Below are 15098 nucleotides of genomic sequence, written 5' to 3'. Positions count from 1 at the left end.
ACCGCCCGTTCTGCGGACACTCGTCCGCTGGCTCAGCGTGCCTCGCCCGATAGCCCCTGTCAACCACCTGTTGATCTCACCGAAACAATCTATTGACGCTGCAAGTGACCGCGAGCACACTGACGCCATTCGACCTGCCCGCCACGCGGACAGAAGTCCGGAAACACTGGAAAGGATGGGCGATGATCTTCCGCAACGGCCTGGTGCTGACCATGGACGACTCGCATACCGTTCTCGAGAACGCCGACGTGCTCGTGGTCGACGACAAGATCGCCGAGATCGGGCCGAACCTGAGCGCGCCCGACGGCCATGAGGAGATCGACGCCTCCGGCGGCATCCTCATGCCCGGCATGGTCGACACCCACCGGCACATGTGGCAGACCGCGATGCGGGGCTACGGCGCCGACTGGACCCTCACCCAGTATTTCGTCTGGTACTACCTCGAGTCGGGCAAGCAATTCCGGCCCGAGGACATCTATGCCGGCAACCTGCTCGGGGCCCTGGAGGCGCTCGACTCCGGCGTCACCACCACTGTCGACTGGTCGCACGGCCTGCAGAGCACCGATCACGCCGACGCGGCGGTCGACGCGCTCGAGGCCGTACCGGGACGGTTCGTCCTCGCCTACGGCAACATCCAGCAGGGTCCGTGGGAGTGGTCGACGTCGAAGGCGTTCCAGGACTTCTACCGGCGCCGCATCGACGGCGGCAAGCTGGCCGGCTTCCAGATGGCGTTCGACGTCACCGGCGACCCGGCCTTCCCCGAGAAGGCCGCCTTCGAGGTCGCTCGCGAGCTCGGGGTCACGGTCACCACGCACGCCGGCGTCTGGGGTGCCACCAACGATGACGGCATCCGGCTCATGCACGACAGCGGCTTCATGACGCCCGGCAACGTCTACGTCCACGCGGCGACGTTGTCCAGCGACTCCTATCACCGCATCGCGGCCAGCGGCGGCTCGGTGTCGGTCTCCACCGAGAGCGAGCAGAGCGCCGGGCAGGGCTACCCGCCCACCTGGCAGCTGCGCCGGCACGGCATCCCGGTGTCGCTGTCGATGGACACCAGCGTGTGGTGGAGCGGCGACCTGTTCTCGGCGATGCGCACCACGCTCAGCGCCGACCGCGCCCGCGAGCACCTCGAGGCCCACGGCAAGCAGGAGACGGTGACTCACCACCACCTGCGGGCCGAGCAGGTCGTCGACTGGGGCACGCGCGGCGGGGCGCGGGCGCTCGGTCTGGACTCGGCAATCGGGTCGCTGACCCCGGGCCGGCAGGCCGACGTGGTGCTCCTCAAGAACGACGCCTCGCCGGTCATGTTCCCGATCCTCAACCCGTACGGGCACGTGGCCTTCCAGGCCCAGCGGGGCGACGTGCACACCGTGGTGGTCGGCGGCCGCGTCGTCAAGCGCGACGGCAAGCTGGTCGACGCGGATCTGGCCACCGCCCGGGCCAAGGTCGGCGCGACCATCGACCACCTGCGCGAGACCCTCGGCGAGGACGCCTGGAAGCAGGGCATGAACCCGGACATCCCGGAGGCCCGCATCCTGCACAACCCGTATCAGTACACCAAGTAGGGTCCCCTTCCATGACCGACATCGGGAGGGGCGCCGGACCCGACTTCATCGAGGCCCTGGCCCGTGGCCTCGACGTCCTGCGCTCCTTCCGGCCCGGCACCCCGGCCGTGACGCTCAGCGAGATCGCCGGCCGGACCGGGCTCGCCCGGCCGACCGTCCGCCGCATCCTGATCACGCTCGAGGCGCTGGGCTACGTGCGGGCCGACGGGCGGGGTCACACGCTGACCCCGCGCGTGCTGGAGCTCGGCATGGCGTACGTCAATGCCTTGAACATGTGGGACGTCGCCCGCCCGCACATGGAGAAACTGGTCGCCCAGACCAACGAGTCGACCTCGATGGCTCAGCTGGACGGCAGCGACATCGTCTATGTGGCCCGGGTGGCCATTCCCAAGATCGTCACGTTGGCCGTCACCATCGGCACCCGTTTCCCGGCGCCGGCCACGTCGATGGGCAAGGTGCTGCTGGCGTCCCTGCCGCCCGAGGAGCTCGCGGCGGTGCTGGCCGAGCCGTCCCGCTCGGGCATCACCTCGCGCTGGCAGCCCACGGCGGCCGAGCTCGACGCCTCACTGCGGGAGGTCCGGGCCAAGGGGTGGGCGCTGGCCGACCAGGATCTCGCGCCCGGCATCAGGTCGATCGCGACCGGCGTACGGGACGGGGACGGCCGCGTGGTGGCGGCGATCAATGTGACGGTGCACGCGGCCGAGACCTCGGTCGAGACGCTGATCGACGACCACCTGCCGAAACTGCTGCGCACCGCGGCCGACATCAGCCACGACTGGTCACTGACGGCCGCGGTACCAGCCGTCACCGTTCTCGCGTTGCGACCCGGCTGAGGCTGGGCCACGCTGACCACGTGAGATTCGTATCCGATCTCTTCGATCCGGAACCGGCACGGTGGGGCCTGCGCGGTGACCCGTGGGTCTGGCGCGCGATGAGCGAGAAGCTGGCCGGCGTGGCCCTGCCGCCCTCCGCCGGCGAGGTCGAGCGGCTGCTCCGGGCGACCTTCGACCGGGTGGTCGGCGTCGAACTGGCCATCGAGGCCGCGCCCTGGGTGTTCCGCGAGGAGTTCGCCCATGGCGGCCTGTCGAGCGGCAGCGTGCATCTGGACACGTGGCGGGCCGAACTGCTCCCGGCCCTCGTCGACCGTGCTCGCGCCCGGCTGGACGGCTGAGGCTCGATCGCCCCGGCTCAGCAGCCGCCCGGCACGCACGGATCGCCACGGCCCTCGCGCTCGGCCCGGTCGGCCTCCTCGATCGCGGCGTCGACCTGCTTGACCGTGTCGGGGGAGGCGGCCGCGGCGAGCTCGTGGGCGATGCGCTGCAGCTGACGCACCTGCGCCGGCGACAGGTTGTCGAAGACCAGGCGACGAGCTTCCCGTACGTGGGCCGGGGCGGCCGCCACCAGCGCGTCGTAGCCCGTCGAGGTCAGGAACGCCTGCACGCATCGCGACTCGCCGTCACTGCCGACCCGGCGGGTGACGTAGCCCTGTTTCTCCAGCCGGCTCACCGCGTGGGAGAGCCGCGACAGCGAGCCGCCGGCCAGATGGGCCAGGTTGCTCATCTGCACCGCGTGATCCTGCGGACGGGACAGGTGGGACAAGATCGAATACTCGAAGAAATTGAGCCCGGAATCGCGCTTGAGCTGGGCGTCGATGGCGGCCGGCACGGACATGAGCATCGCGATCAGGGTCATCCACGCCGCGCGCTCGTCACGGTCGAGCCAGGCGACGTCCTCGGGCGCGTCAATGGTCACCCCAGGAGAATAGCTCCCCGGCGCACTTGAATGTTCAAGCCGAAGATGACACTCTTCCACTTGAACATTCAATCCGTGAGGGAGCAAGCAATGACCGTTCTCCGCATCGACTCGAGCATCCAGGGCCCCGTCTCGGCCTCGAGCGAGCTGGCCGACGTCGCCGAGGCGGAGTGGACCGCCGTCCGTCCGGGCACTGCCTTCGTCCGCCGGCACCTCGGCGCCTCGCCCCTGCCGGCGGACGCCTGGGCGACCGCGATCCACGGCAACTTCACCCCCGAGGACAAGCGGACCGACGAGCAGCGCGCGGCCATCGCCCTGGCCCAGCAGCTGACCTCCGAGGTGCGTGACGCCGAAGCGGCGATCCTGGCCCTGCCGCTCTACAACTACGGCGTCTCCCAGCACGTGAAGACCTGGATCGACCTGGTCATGGCGGGCACCCCCAACCCGAACGAGCGGCTGCTCGACGGCAAGCCGGTGATCGTGCTCACCACCCGTGGCGGCGGCTACGGCCCCGGCACCCCGCGCGAGGGCTGGGACCACAACACGTCCTACCTGCGCCGCGTGGTCGGCGACATCTGGGGCGCCGACCTGACCCTGATCGAGCGCGAGCTGACCCTGGCCGGCGTCAACCCCGCCCTGGACGCGCTCAAGGACACCGCCGAGCTGCTGAAGAAGGCCGCCCACGAGGCCGCCACCCACGCCGGGCGCACACTCGCCGCCCGCTGATCCGGTCGGAATCTCTCGTTCGGCTGTCATTTCGCTCTCGGCCACCGCATCGGCCGGAAAAGTCGCTCTTGCGGGGCGGCGAAACGGAGTCGGCCCTGAATAAGATCGCCGACCATGGAGACCACTGTGGCGGCGGTGTACTGCGACGGCTGGGACGACGGGGTGGTCAACCCGCTGACCCCCGATCAGGCCGAGGCGCGTGATTCCGCCGGCGAGCCGTACTCCGTGGTGCTGCTCGCCGGCGGCCGCCCGCACACTGTGCTCGACATCTCGTGGGCCGAGGGATACTGCGCCGCCACCCGCTACGACGGCCAAGGCCGGCGGATCGCCGTCCACGAGCTCCGCCGGGCCCGCGAGGGTGACTTGTTCCTGCGCGAGTCGACCAGCTGGGCCGGGGCCGACGGGGCCGGTCCGAAGGAGTTCTCGCACCTCGCCGCGCGGCACCGGATCAGCTGGCAGATCGGCGGCCGCCGCAACGACTCGATCGAGCCGGCCGGCGACCGGGGCGGCCGCCACACGTTCTCCGACACCGGCTTCACCCCGCCCCGGCTGCCGATCCCCGCCTTCGGTCGCTGGAAGGCCCTGCTCGACAGCGTGGCCCGGGTCCACGCCGAAGCCTGCGTGATGCCGTTCTCCGAGGTGTGCGCCGTTCCCCACGCGGTCGACGGCCCCTTCCGGATCGCCGATGCCGACCACCACGACCTGCCCGTCCGCACCTCACCCCAGCGTCCGTGGCATCCGCCGCGCCCGCTGCGTCCCCGCGGCCTGGACACCCTGTTCCGCGACGGCGCCGAGCGCACGGTCGGCGAGCGCCGGATGCGCATCTCCACCCACCCGGCCGGCAAGCTGAATCTGCCCTCGGGCCGTCTCGTGGCCGCCGACCCGTCCTCGCTGGACTACGGCGAGGAGCCCTTCCTGACCACGGTCCCGCCCGGCCCCTACCCGGTGACGATCAGCCTGGCCACCTTCACCGACGACCCCGGCCACAGCCGCGTGGCCGCCGTCCGCCTGGACATCACCGACCGCCGTCCGGCCCGCTGGGAGCTGGCCCTGCGCGACGGCCAGGACCTGCTCGACCTGGGTTACGGCGAGTTCTTCGGCTTCGGGGTCGACGCCGGGCTGGCCTGCTTCGTCGACGAGGACAACCGTGAGCGCCTGACCGGCGAGTGGCAGTCCCTGGAGCTCCGCGATCCCCGTTTCGCCGTCATCGCCGGCGGCGACATGATCGCCTGGTCCAGCGGCTGGGGCGACGGCTCCTACCCCACCTGGGTCGGCCGCGACCACTCCGACCGGATCACCACGTTCATCGCCGACATGCTCCTGTTCCCCTCGGAGGACTGAGGCGTAGGGACGCATCTACCATCGTCGGCATGGCGACGCGGCTTGTGCAGATCAACATGAAGGCTCACGACGACGCCGCCCTGGGCGGTTTCTGGGCCGAGGCCCTCGGGTGGTCGGTGTCCAGCGAGGGGCCCGGCGTGACGAACCTCGAACCGGAGGGCTTCGTCTATCCCGACCCGGTCGCCGTCTGCATCGATCTGATCGCCTCCACCGAACCCAAGACGGTGAAGAACCGCGTGCACCTCGACCTCGCCGCCACCTCGGCCACCGATCAGGCCGAGCTGGTCGCGCGGCTGCGCGATCTGGGCGCGACACCGGCCGACGTGGGCCAGGGCGACGTGCCGTGGACGGTCCTGGCCGACCCCGAGGGCAACGAGTTCTGCGTGCTCGACTCGCTGCGCCCGGAGACCGGCCCGATCGCGACGGTGGTGGTCGACTGCACCGACCCGCGGGCCATGGCCCGGTTCTGGGGCGAGGCCATGGACTGGACCGTGCACAAGGTCACCGACCACCACGCGGTCCTGCGCTCCGCTCAGGGTGTGGGCCCCTACCTGCAGTTCCTGCGCACGCCCGACCCGAAGACCACCTGGAACCGCGTCCACCTGGACATCCGCCCCTACCCGCAGGACGACCCCGAGGCCGAGGCGGCCCGGCTCCAGGCTCTGGGCGCCACCGCCGTCGACCTGGGCGCGGCCGACATCTCGTGGACGGTCCTGGCCGACCCGGAGGGCAACGAATTCTGCCTCCTGGCGCCCGGCTGACCGCGGAACCGGCCGATCAGTGGCCGTTGAAGGCGTCGCGCATCCGGCTGAAGAAGCCACCCTGCTTGCTCAGCTCGGCCACGTCCTCGCCGCGGGTCTTGGCGAAGTCGCGCAGCATGCGCTCCTGGTCGGCGGTCAGCTTGGTCGGCGTCTTGACGTCCAGGTGCACGAACAGGTCGCCGCGACCCTGGCCTCGCAGATGCGGGACACCCTTGCCGCGGATCCGGAGTGTGCTGGCCGGCTGGGTGCCCTGCTTGACCTCGATGCCCTCTTCGCTGTCGAGCGTCTTGATCGTCAGGCGGGTGCCGAGCGCGGCCGCGGTCATCGGCAGGGTGACGCGGCAGTGCAGGTCGTCGCCCTTGCGCGAGTAGACGTCGTGCGGGCGCTCGTGGATCTCGACATACAGGTCGCCGGGCGTGCCGCCGCCGGGGCCGACCTCGCCCTGCTGGGCCAGGCGGATGCGCATGCCGTCCTCGACGCCGGCCGGGATCTTCACCGTGAGCGAGCGGCGGGTGCGGACGCGGCCGTCGCCGGCGCAGGTCGGGCAGGGGTGCGGGATGACCGTGCCGTGGCCCTGGCAGGTGGCGCAGGGGCGGGACGAGACGACCTGGCCCAGGAACGTGCGCTGCACGCTCTGCACCTCGCCCCGGCCGCCGCAGGTCTCACAGGTGGCCAGGTGGGTGCCGGGGGCCGTGCCCGCGCCGGAGCACTGGGTGCACAGCACCGCGGTGTCGACGGTGATCGGGGCCTCGACACCGAACGAGGTCTCGACCAGGTCGAGCTCGAGGCGCAGGATCGCGTCGGCGCCGGGACGGGTGCGCGGGCGCGGGCCCCGGGTGCCGCCGCCGGCCGCCGTGCCGAAGAACGCGTCCATGATGTCCTGGAAGCCGACGAACGGGCCGCCCGCACCGCCGGGACCGCCCGGGCCCATGCCGCCGCCGGGCGCCAGCGGGTCACCGCCCAGATCGACGATCTGCCGCTTCTGATCGTCCGAGAGGACCTCGTAGGCCGCGTTGATGTCCTTGAACTTCTCGTGCGCTTCCGGATCGGGGTTGACGTCCGGATGATATTGCCGAGCCAGTTTGCGGTAGGCGCGCTTGATCTCGTCGTCGGTGGCTTCCCGGCTCACGCCGAGAATGCCGTAGTAATCCTTGGCCACGGGCTCCGCAATCCTCGTCAGTTCTGTGCTAGAAGGTCGCCCACGTAGCGTGCCACCGCGCGCACAGTCGCGATGGTGCCGGGGTAATCCATCCGGGTGGGACCCAGCACTCCGAGCCCACCGACGATCGTCGCCCCGGGGCCATAGCCTGTGCTGACCACCGACGCCGACCGCAGGTTGTCGATCTGATTCTCGTCGCCGATCCGCACCCGGGTCTTGCTGGGTTCGAGATCGCCGATCAGTTTCAGCAGGATGACCTCCTCCTCGAGGGCCTCGAGGACGGGGCGCAACGTGCCCTGGAAGTCGAGCACGCCCCCACGGGTCAGGTTAGCCGTGCCCGCCAAGGCGAGGCGTTCCTCACTGCGCTCGACCAGGGTCTCGAGCAGCACCGAGGCCAGGCAGGCCATGGTGGCGCGCTGACCGGGGGCACACTCGTCGACCAGCCCCTGCACGAGCGGGGGCGTGTCGGCGAGCCGCTGACCGGCCAGTTTCTCGTTCACCCGGCGGCGCAGGTCGGTCACGTCGTCGGCCGGGACGGGCCCCGGCAGCTCGACCAGCCGCTGCTCGACCCGGCCGGTGTCGGCGATCATCACGAGCATGAGGCGCGTGGTGGAGATCGGCACCAGCTCGAGGTGCCGCACCGACGAACGGGCCAGCGAGGGGTATTGCACGACCGCGACCTGGCGGGTCAGCTGGGCCAGCAGGCGCACCGTGCGGTGCACCACGTCGTCGAGGTCGACCGCGCCGATCAGGAAGCGCTCGATGGCCCGGCGCTCGGCCGGAGTGAGCGGCTTGACCTTGGACAGCCGGTCGACGAAGAGCCGGTAGCCGGCGTCGGTCGGCACCCGGCCGGCGCTGGTGTGCGGCTGCCGGATGTAACCTTCCTCCTCCAGCACCGCCATGTCGTTACGCACCGTAGCGGGCGACACGCCCAGCTGGTGGCGCTCGACGAGCGACTTGGAGCCGACCGGCTCCTGGGTCTCGACGTAGTCCTCGACGATCGCGCGCAGCACGTCGAGCTTGCGATCATCCAGACTCATCCGACCCCTCCCCCTCCGGTTGCGCCCGCTCGGGCTCTCTTGGCACTCCCACGGACAGAGTGCCAGTCTACGTCGCCACCGGCGTCAGCGCGATGATCGCGTCGTCTGTCTATTCACCGGCTCGATCAGCATGTCGCTCTCGACCGCGTTGAACTGCGGCTCTACGGTGTCAGCCATGACTGAGCCACCTCGCCCGCCCGGTGAAGGCAACCCGAACGACCCGACGCGGGCGTTCAACCCATATGCGGCTAACGACCCGACTTCCGGTTCGACACCGCCTCCGCCTCCGCCCTACGGCGCGCCGTCGTCCGGCTCCGGTTACGGCTACGCGGAGCCGCCGCCCTCCTCGGGGCCCGGCTACGCTGCTCCGCCGCCCTCGTCGGGGCCCGGCTACGGTGCTCCGCCGCCCGGATACGGCACCCCGCCACCGCCGTACGGCTATCAGCAGCCCGGCCACCAGCCCGGTTACGGCTCGTCCCCGGGCCAGGACGACAAGACCTGGATCCTGGTCGCGCACTTCGGGGGCGCGCTCGGTGCGTTCCTCGGCGGCGGGCTGGCCGGCTGGATCGGGCCGCTGATCGCCCTGCTCGGCAAGGGCAACCAGTCGCCGGTCGTGCGGACCGAGGCGGTCAAGGCGCTGAACTTCCAGATCGTCTGGACCATCGTCGGCGTGATCGGCTGGGCCACCGCCTGCGCCGTGATCGGCTTCGTGATCATCCCGATCGCCGCGCTGATCTCCATCATCTTCGGCGTGGTCGCCGGTCTGAAGGCGGTCAACAACGAGCCGTACAACTACCCGCTGACCATCAACCTGATCAAGTAGGGCCGGGGAGCGCCGGGAACGGGGCCCGGCGCGTCACACCACGTCGCGGATCACGGCGTCGGCCAGCAGCCGGCCACGCAGAGTCAGGACGAGCCGGCCACTCTCGTACGCCTGGGGGTCGAGCAGTCCGTTGGCCAGCGCCTGCTTGGCGCCCACCGGGTCGACCCGGTCGAGGGCGATGCCGTCGCGCAGCCGCACCCGCAGCATCACGTCCTCGACGTGGCGGTCCTCGTCGCTCAGCAACTCGCGCCCCTGCCCCGGCGACACCCCGTCCAGGAGCCTTTTCCCGTACGCGGCCGGGTGCTTGACGTTCCACCAGCGCACCCCGCCGACGTGGCTGTGCGAGCCCGGCCCGAGACCCCACCAGTCGGCGCCGGTCCAATAGAGCAGGTTGTGCCGGCAGCGGGCCTCATCCGAGGTGGCCCAGTTGGAGACCTCGTACCACCGGAAGCCGGCCTCGCTGAGCGCCGCCTCCGCGGCCAGGTAACGATCGGCGGCCACGTCGTCCGACGGGTACGGGATCTCGCCACGCCGCATCCGGGCGGCCATCCGGGTGCCGTCCTCGACGATCAGGGCGTACGCGCTGACGTGATCCACCCCGGCCTCGACCACCTTGCGCAGCGAGGTGGCGAAGTCGTCGGCCGTCTCCCCCGGCGTGCCATAGATCAGGTCGAGGTTGACGTGCTCGAACCCGGCCTCGCGAGCCTCCACCGCGGCCTGCGGCGCGCGCCCGGCCGTGTGCTTGCGGTCGAGGATGCGCAGCACGCCCGGCGCCGCCGACTGCATGCCCAGCGAGATCCGGTTGAAGCCGTGCCCGCGCAGCCGGCGCAGATAGTCGGGATCGACCGATTCCGGGTTGGCCTCGGTGGTGATCTCGGCATCGGGGGCCAGCCCCCATGCGTCGTCGATCCCGTGCAGGATGCGCCCGAGGTCGTCCGCGTCAAGCAGGGTCGGCGTGCCGCCGCCGAAGAACACCGTGTCGACCCGCGCCGGGTCGATGGTCCGCCGGGCCAGCTTCAGCTCCTGCAGGACGGTCTCGGCGTACGTCTCCCGGCTGACCCCGCCACCGAGCTCACTCGCCGTGTAGGTGTTGAAGTCGCAGTAGCCGCAGCGGCTCGCGCAGAACGGCACGTGGACATAGACGGCGAAGCCGTCCTTTCCGACGTGAGCCGTCGCGGTTGCGGGCAGAGACCCGTCCAGAGGTACGGGTTCGCCATCGGGAAGTGCGCCGGCCATCCGTCAAGTGTGCACGCCGGCCGTTAATGTTCCGCCATGGCTCTGGTCCAGACCGTCACCGACGCCGGGGTGACCACCCTGACCCTCGACTCCCCGGCCAACCGCAATGCCCTGTCCACTCCGCTGATGGGGGAGCTGCTCGACGCTCTCGCCGAGGCGCTCACCGACACCTCCGTGCGAGCTGTTGTGTTGTCGCACACCGGTCCCGTCTTCTGCTCGGGCGCCGACCTCAAGGAGACCGCCGCGGCGCGGGAGAACGGCCGCGTGCCGGCCGAGATGATCGCCGACGTGCTGGCCGCGCTCTGGGAGTTCCCCAAGCCGGTCGTCGCGCGGGTCGCCGGTCCGGCCCGGGCCGGCGGTCTCGGGCTGATCGCGGCGGCCGACATCGCGGTCTGCGTGCGCGAGGCGACGTTCGCCTTCTCCGAGGTACGGCTGGGCGTGATCCCGGCCGTGATCAGCGCGACCGTGCTGCCCCGGCTCTCCTCGCGCGCGGCGGCCGAACTCTACCTCACCGGCGACGTCTTCGACGGCGTGCGGGCGGCGGAGATCGGGCTCGTCACCGCGGCCGTGCCGGCCGAGGAGCTGGACGGCAAGGTCCGCGGATACTGCGACAGCCTCGTGCTGGGCGGGCCGCTCGCGCTGGCCGGGACCAAACAGCTTCTCCGGCCTACGGCGATCCGGGGCGAACTGGCCGAGCTGTCGTCCCGGTCGGCCGGCTACTTCCACTCCGCCGAGGGGCGTGAGGGCGTGGCCGCGTTCCGGGCGAAACGGCCCGCCGCCTGGGTACCCGGCGCTCCGACGGCGCAAGGGTGACGTTGATCGGGTGACTTCGTTGACTACTCTGGTCGCCTGAAGAACTGAGGGTCGTGTCGCCTGACGAACTACCTGCTGGGGGTGTGAGTGCGCAAGTCACCGGTCGTGGCGCTCGCGATTGTCGCCCTCATCGGTGCCCTCGGTGTGTTCGCGGTCGTCCAGACCTTCTCGGGCACCATCAAACTGCCCAAGATCGGTCCGGAGTGCACCGTGCGGGCCGACGGCGAGGTGCCGCTCGACTATGTGCAGATGGCCAACGCGGCGACCATCACGGCCGTGGGCCTGCGCCGGGGCATGCCCGAGCGGGCCGTGGTGATCGCGCTGGCCACCGCGTTCCAGGAGTCCAAGCTCGAGAACCTCGACGACGGCGACCGCGACTCGGTCGGGCTCTTCCAGCAGCGCCCCAGCCAGGGCTGGGGCACCTTCGACCAGATCAAGGACCCGAGGTACGCGGCGGACAAGTTCTACGCGTCGCTGAAGAAGGTCAAGAACTACCAGAAGATGCGGGTCACCGACGCGGCGCAACGGGTGCAGCGGTCGGCCTACCCCAACGCGTACGAGAAATGGGCCGACGAGTCGGCGGTGCTGGCCCGGGCGCTCACCGGGCGGGCCACCGGCGCCGTGGAGTGCAGTGTGAGCGGGTCGCCGGTGCTGCGCGGCGCGGCCGCGGCGACTGCACTGACCAAGGGGCTGCGGCTCGACTGGGGCAAGAGGCTGCCCGAGTCGGCGACGGCGACCGAGGCGGCCCGCCTCACCGTCAAGGTCACCAGCGCGAGCGCCGGCTGGCGGTATGCGCACTGGCTCGTGGCGCACGCTTCGGCGACGGGTCTCGAACGGGTACGTTTCGGCGATCTCGAATGGCACGCGCCGGACGGCCGGTGGCAGGCGGTGAGCGCGGACGGTGGCGCCGGGACCGGCCGGGTGGTCGCGGAAGTCTTCAGCTGACTTCCCTTTTCGGCCCCGCCCCGAAAGTTTCGGAGTTCCGACCGGCTACTGCGGGTGATGATGGCCGCTCGGGGTGCGCAGTTGCGTAGCGTATACATCAACGTGGACAGACAGCTACGGCCCTGGTACTAAGTAGGACGTGTCAAGGGCAATCGAATGGATTCTCCTGGGTCTCGGCAGCTGCACGGCGATCATCGTCGGACTGCGGTGGCATCGGCCCGCCCGCTCCGGGCCATGGCTCCTGCTGGCCGGGGCGGTAGCAGCATTAGCAGTCGGTGACGTTTTCTACGCCTTCGATGTCATGGCTGTGGCTACCGGTTGTTATCTGGCGATGTTTGTGCTTGTGGCCGGGGCGATGCTGCGGTTCACCGAGGGCGGCTCGGTGCTGGTCGACCGGGCCCGCCTGATCGACCTGCTCGCCTTCACCTGTTCGGCGCTGCTGGTCGTGTGGGTCTTCGTGATCGCCGACAACGGCCCCTGGACGCGCCTGTCGCCGTCCGATGTGATCGGTTCGCTGCTGCTGACAGCGGTCGCGCTGCGCCTCAACCTGGCGACCGGCCGCAACGTGTCGGCGCTGCTGCTGCTGGCCGGCTCGATCGGCCTGCTGGCCGGTGACGTTCTGTTCCCGCTGTTCCAGAGCGAGGCCGCCGAGTCCGGCTACCGGGTCCTCTACATCGCGTGGGGGCTGGCGGCCCTGCACCCGTCGATGGTGCGGCTGACCCAGCCGATGCCGCCGGCCCTGGCCCGGTGGCGCGGCCGCTGGGCCGCGCTGCTCGGCGCCTCGGTCGCCACCCCGCCGATCGTGCTGCTGATCGAGGCCCTGGACGGCACAGTCCGCGACGGTGTCCCGATCGCCATCGCCGGCGCGATCACCCTGACCCTGACGATCACCCGCCTGGCCGACTCGGTCACCCTCAACAGCCACGCCCTGGCCCGCGAACGAGGCCTGCGAAGCGCCAGCGCCGACCTGGTCTCGGCGGCCGACATCCCCGCCGTGGACGAGGCCGTCCGAGCCGGCGTGGCCGCCCTCATCCCCGCCGGCGCCCTCCGCAGCGTCGTCTTCGCCGCCGACGACCGCCAGCTGGCCACCATCCCGCTGCCCCCCGTCCCCACGGGCCGCCGCCCCCGCAGCTGGTGGGCCGCCGCCCCCACCACCACGATCAATTCCACCGCCCGCCCCTTCCCACCGGACGACGTCCTCACCCCCGACGTCCTCACCCCCAAGCCCGACGGCACCCACTCCGACCGCATCCCACCCCACAGCGGCGCCCGGCACAGCGGCACCACACCGCCCAGCCAAGCCACACCGGGCAGCACTCGGCCACCCAGCCACACCACACCTGACGCGGGCAGCACTCAACCGCCCAGCCACACCACACCCGACCTCGGCAGCAGCGCCAAGACACCCGGTCACGCCGAAGCAGGCACGCCTAGCAGCACCAAGCCACCAGGCCACACCGCGCCCCGCACGCCTAGCAGAATTCGACTGTCCAACCACGCCGCGCTGGGCTCCCCGAGCAGCACCAAGCCGTCCAATCACGCCGCGCCCGGCGGACCCAGCAGCACCCAGCCGCCCGGCGACGCAGCGCCCGGCACCCCTGACAGCACCCAACCGCCCAGCGACGCCGGGGCTGGGGGATCAAGCAGCACCCAGCGGCCCGCTCACGCCGCACCTGGCACGCCGGACAGCACCGAACCGTCGAACCACGCCGCGCCCGGCACCCCTGGTAGCACCCACGCGCCCAGCGACGCCGCAGCCGACGGATCCAACAGCACCCAGCGGCCCGGCCACGCCGCGTCCGGCGCGCCTGACAGCACCACACCGACCAACCACGCCGCGCCCGGCAGGCCTGGTAGAAGCCCACGGCCCGACGACGCCGCGGCCGGCACATCCGGCAGCACCCAGCCGCACGGCCACGCCGCGCCCGGCACGCCTGACAGCACCACACCGACCAGTCACGCCGCGTCGAGCAACACCGGGCTGTCCGGCCAAGCTGCGCCCGATTCACCCAGCAGCACCGACCTGGCCGGCGAAAAGCCGTTGAGCGCTGGGAGATCAGGACTTTCGCGAGCGGTGAGGCGCGTCCGGTGGTTCAGCTCTCACCGCCGGATCGCCCGTTTCGTCTCATCGCTCCGCGCGCGGGCCGCCGAGCACCGGAACCACCGCGGCCGCCGGCGGGACGCGGTCACCACCGGCACCACGAACGGACTGAGCCAGGAGCAGACGACGCTGGTCTGCCCCCTCTGGCTGGAGCCGCTCGCGGTAGCCCGGCCGAGCGGCGGCGCCCTGGTCCTGACCGGTCGCCGCGAGGCCCTGACCGCCGCCCACGACGCCCTCGAGGTCCTGGCCGGACAAGCGGCCCTGGCGCTCGACCGCATCAGCCTGGTCGAGGCCGTGGGCCGCCGCGACAGCGACCTCTACCTGCGCGCTGTGATCAGCAACACCGCCGACCTGATGCTCGTTCTCGACGACGATCAGCGCATCCGCTACGCCAGCCCCGCCCTGCACGACCTGCTGGGTGACGAGAAGCTGTCCCCCCTGGCCACTCTGGAGGACCTGGTGCACCCGGACGACCGCGGCCAGATCCGCCGGGCGCTGGCCACCGGCGGCGACGGCACGATGTTCTGCGCTCTCCGCCGCCCCGACCACAGCCAGGTCCTGGTCGAGGCCACCTACCGCGACCTGCGCGCGGACCGCCTGGTCCAGGGCTTCGTCCTCACCCTGCAGAACGTCACAGAAACTCAGGACGCGATCGACCGCCTCCCCCACCGCGACCACCTCGACGAGCTCCCCGCCTGGATCAACCGCCGAAGCGCCCAGCACAAGTTCCGCTACTGACACCCCCAGCTCCACCCACCGCACCGCAGACACAACAAGCGGCCGCCCACCAGTCAACTTCCACCCGGCACGACTACGGCAGCAGAGCCACAACA

General features: G+C 71.1%; 14 protein-coding genes. 10 read left to right on the top strand and 4 right to left on the bottom strand.

The window, feature by feature from the left end; all coding sequences use genetic code 11:
- Positions 1-182: 182 nt before the first annotated feature.
- From NAG42_RS33410 to NAG42_RS33400, 3 genes are read left to right on the top strand one after another with little or no spacing between them, the layout of a single operon-like run.
- Entirely contained in the window at positions 183-1568 is a 1386-nt protein-coding gene (locus NAG42_RS33410) for an amidohydrolase family protein (RefSeq protein WP_250035956.1), read from the top strand.
- A gap of 11 nt (positions 1569-1579) precedes the next feature.
- Complete coding sequence (locus tag NAG42_RS33405; protein WP_250035955.1) at positions 1580-2401, top strand: IclR family transcriptional regulator domain-containing protein; 822 nt, start codon at positions 1580-1582, stop codon at positions 2399-2401.
- Between the two features lie 20 nt (positions 2402-2421).
- A complete protein-coding gene (locus NAG42_RS33400) occupies positions 2422-2739 on the top strand; it encodes a hypothetical protein (protein WP_250035954.1) in 318 nt (105 codons plus the stop codon).
- A gap of 17 nt (positions 2740-2756) precedes the next feature.
- Here the strand turns inward: NAG42_RS33400 and NAG42_RS33395 are convergent, their stop codons facing one another.
- On the bottom strand, positions 2757-3320 hold the full coding sequence (locus NAG42_RS33395; protein ID WP_250035953.1) for a MarR family winged helix-turn-helix transcriptional regulator: 564 nt from the start codon (positions 3318-3320) through the stop codon (positions 2757-2759).
- A 90-nt stretch (positions 3321-3410) separates the two neighbouring features.
- Between NAG42_RS33395 and NAG42_RS33390 the strand changes: the two genes are divergently transcribed.
- The 3 genes from NAG42_RS33390 (at position 3411) to NAG42_RS33380 (ending at position 6148) form a co-directional block, all read left to right on the top strand.
- The gene (locus NAG42_RS33390; protein WP_250035952.1) at positions 3411-4046 is read left to right on the top strand and encodes an FMN-dependent NADH-azoreductase; all 636 of its coding nucleotides are present in this window, start codon (positions 3411-3413) and stop codon (positions 4044-4046) included.
- Between the two features lie 114 nt (positions 4047-4160).
- A complete protein-coding gene (locus tag NAG42_RS33385; RefSeq protein WP_250035951.1) occupies positions 4161-5387 on the top strand; it encodes a DUF4241 domain-containing protein in 1227 nt (408 codons plus the stop codon).
- 29 nt (positions 5388-5416) lie between these two features.
- The gene (locus tag NAG42_RS33380; protein ID WP_250035950.1) at positions 5417-6148 is read left to right on the top strand and encodes a VOC family protein; all 732 of its coding nucleotides are present in this window, start codon (positions 5417-5419) and stop codon (positions 6146-6148) included.
- A 16-nt stretch (positions 6149-6164) separates the two neighbouring features.
- Here the strand turns inward: NAG42_RS33380 and dnaJ are convergent, their stop codons facing one another.
- Entirely contained in the window at positions 6165-7307 is a 1143-nt protein-coding gene (gene dnaJ / locus NAG42_RS33375; protein ID WP_250035949.1) for a molecular chaperone DnaJ, read from the bottom strand.
- 17 nt (positions 7308-7324) lie between these two features.
- Entirely contained in the window at positions 7325-8347 is a 1023-nt protein-coding gene (gene hrcA / locus NAG42_RS33370; RefSeq protein WP_250035948.1) for a heat-inducible transcriptional repressor HrcA, read from the bottom strand.
- A 175-nt stretch (positions 8348-8522) separates the two neighbouring features.
- On the opposite strand from hrcA, the gene NAG42_RS33365 reads away from it, so the two are divergent.
- Positions 8523-9170 carry a DUF4870 domain-containing protein gene (locus tag NAG42_RS33365; protein WP_250035947.1) on the top strand — a complete coding sequence of 216 codons (648 nt, stop codon included), beginning with the start codon at positions 8523-8525 and terminating at the stop codon, positions 9168-9170.
- Between the two features lie 33 nt (positions 9171-9203).
- Here the strand turns inward: NAG42_RS33365 and hemW are convergent, their stop codons facing one another.
- Positions 9204-10406, bottom strand: coding sequence for a radical SAM family heme chaperone HemW (gene hemW / locus NAG42_RS33360; RefSeq protein ID WP_250035946.1), 1203 nt, complete (start codon positions 10404-10406; stop codon positions 9204-9206).
- 36 nt (positions 10407-10442) lie between these two features.
- On the opposite strand from hemW, the gene NAG42_RS33355 reads away from it, so the two are divergent.
- The 3 genes from NAG42_RS33355 (at position 10443) to NAG42_RS33345 (ending at position 15003) form a co-directional block, all read left to right on the top strand.
- Entirely contained in the window at positions 10443-11219 is a 777-nt protein-coding gene (locus tag NAG42_RS33355) for an enoyl-CoA hydratase-related protein (protein ID WP_250035945.1), read from the top strand.
- 87 nt (positions 11220-11306) lie between these two features.
- Positions 11307-12164, top strand: coding sequence for a hypothetical protein (locus NAG42_RS33350; protein ID WP_250035944.1), 858 nt, complete (start codon positions 11307-11309; stop codon positions 12162-12164).
- Between the two features lie 331 nt (positions 12165-12495).
- Positions 12496-15003, top strand: a complete 2508-nt coding sequence (locus NAG42_RS33345) for a PAS domain-containing protein (RefSeq protein WP_250035943.1) — start codon at positions 12496-12498, stop codon at positions 15001-15003.
- Positions 15004-15098 lie beyond the last annotated feature (95 nt).

It is taken from the genome of Paractinoplanes maris (genome assembly GCF_023544465.1).
Taxonomy (GTDB): Bacteria; Actinomycetota; Actinomycetes; order Mycobacteriales; family Micromonosporaceae; genus Actinoplanes; species Actinoplanes maris.
This window is presented reverse-complemented; position numbering and strand designations above follow the sequence as displayed.

What these genes read in the sequence shown, in the direction of transcription:
- NAG42_RS33355 (WP_250035945.1), top strand. Translation starts at nt 10,443, where the DNA reads ATGGCTCTGGTCCAGACCGTCACCGACGCCGGGGTGACCACCCTGACC.
- NAG42_RS33405 (WP_250035955.1), top strand. Translation starts at nt 1,580, where the DNA reads ATGACCGACATCGGGAGGGGCGCCGGACCCGACTTCATCGAGGCCCTG.
- NAG42_RS33385 (WP_250035951.1), top strand. Translation starts at nt 4,161, where the DNA reads ATGGAGACCACTGTGGCGGCGGTGTACTGCGACGGCTGGGACGACGGG.
- NAG42_RS33410 (WP_250035956.1), top strand. Translation starts at nt 183, where the DNA reads ATGATCTTCCGCAACGGCCTGGTGCTGACCATGGACGACTCGCATACC.
- NAG42_RS33390 (WP_250035952.1), top strand. Translation starts at nt 3,411, where the DNA reads ATGACCGTTCTCCGCATCGACTCGAGCATCCAGGGCCCCGTCTCGGCC.
- hrcA (WP_250035948.1), bottom strand. Translation starts at nt 8,347, where the DNA reads ATGAGTCTGGATGATCGCAAGCTCGACGTGCTGCGCGCGATCGTCGAG.
- hemW (WP_250035946.1), bottom strand. Translation starts at nt 10,406, where the DNA reads ATGGCCGGCGCACTTCCCGATGGCGAACCCGTACCTCTGGACGGGTCT.
- NAG42_RS33345 (WP_250035943.1), top strand. Translation starts at nt 12,496, where the DNA reads ATGTTTGTGCTTGTGGCCGGGGCGATGCTGCGGTTCACCGAGGGCGGC.
- NAG42_RS33365 (WP_250035947.1), top strand. Translation starts at nt 8,523, where the DNA reads ATGACTGAGCCACCTCGCCCGCCCGGTGAAGGCAACCCGAACGACCCG.
- NAG42_RS33380 (WP_250035950.1), top strand. Translation starts at nt 5,417, where the DNA reads ATGGCGACGCGGCTTGTGCAGATCAACATGAAGGCTCACGACGACGCC.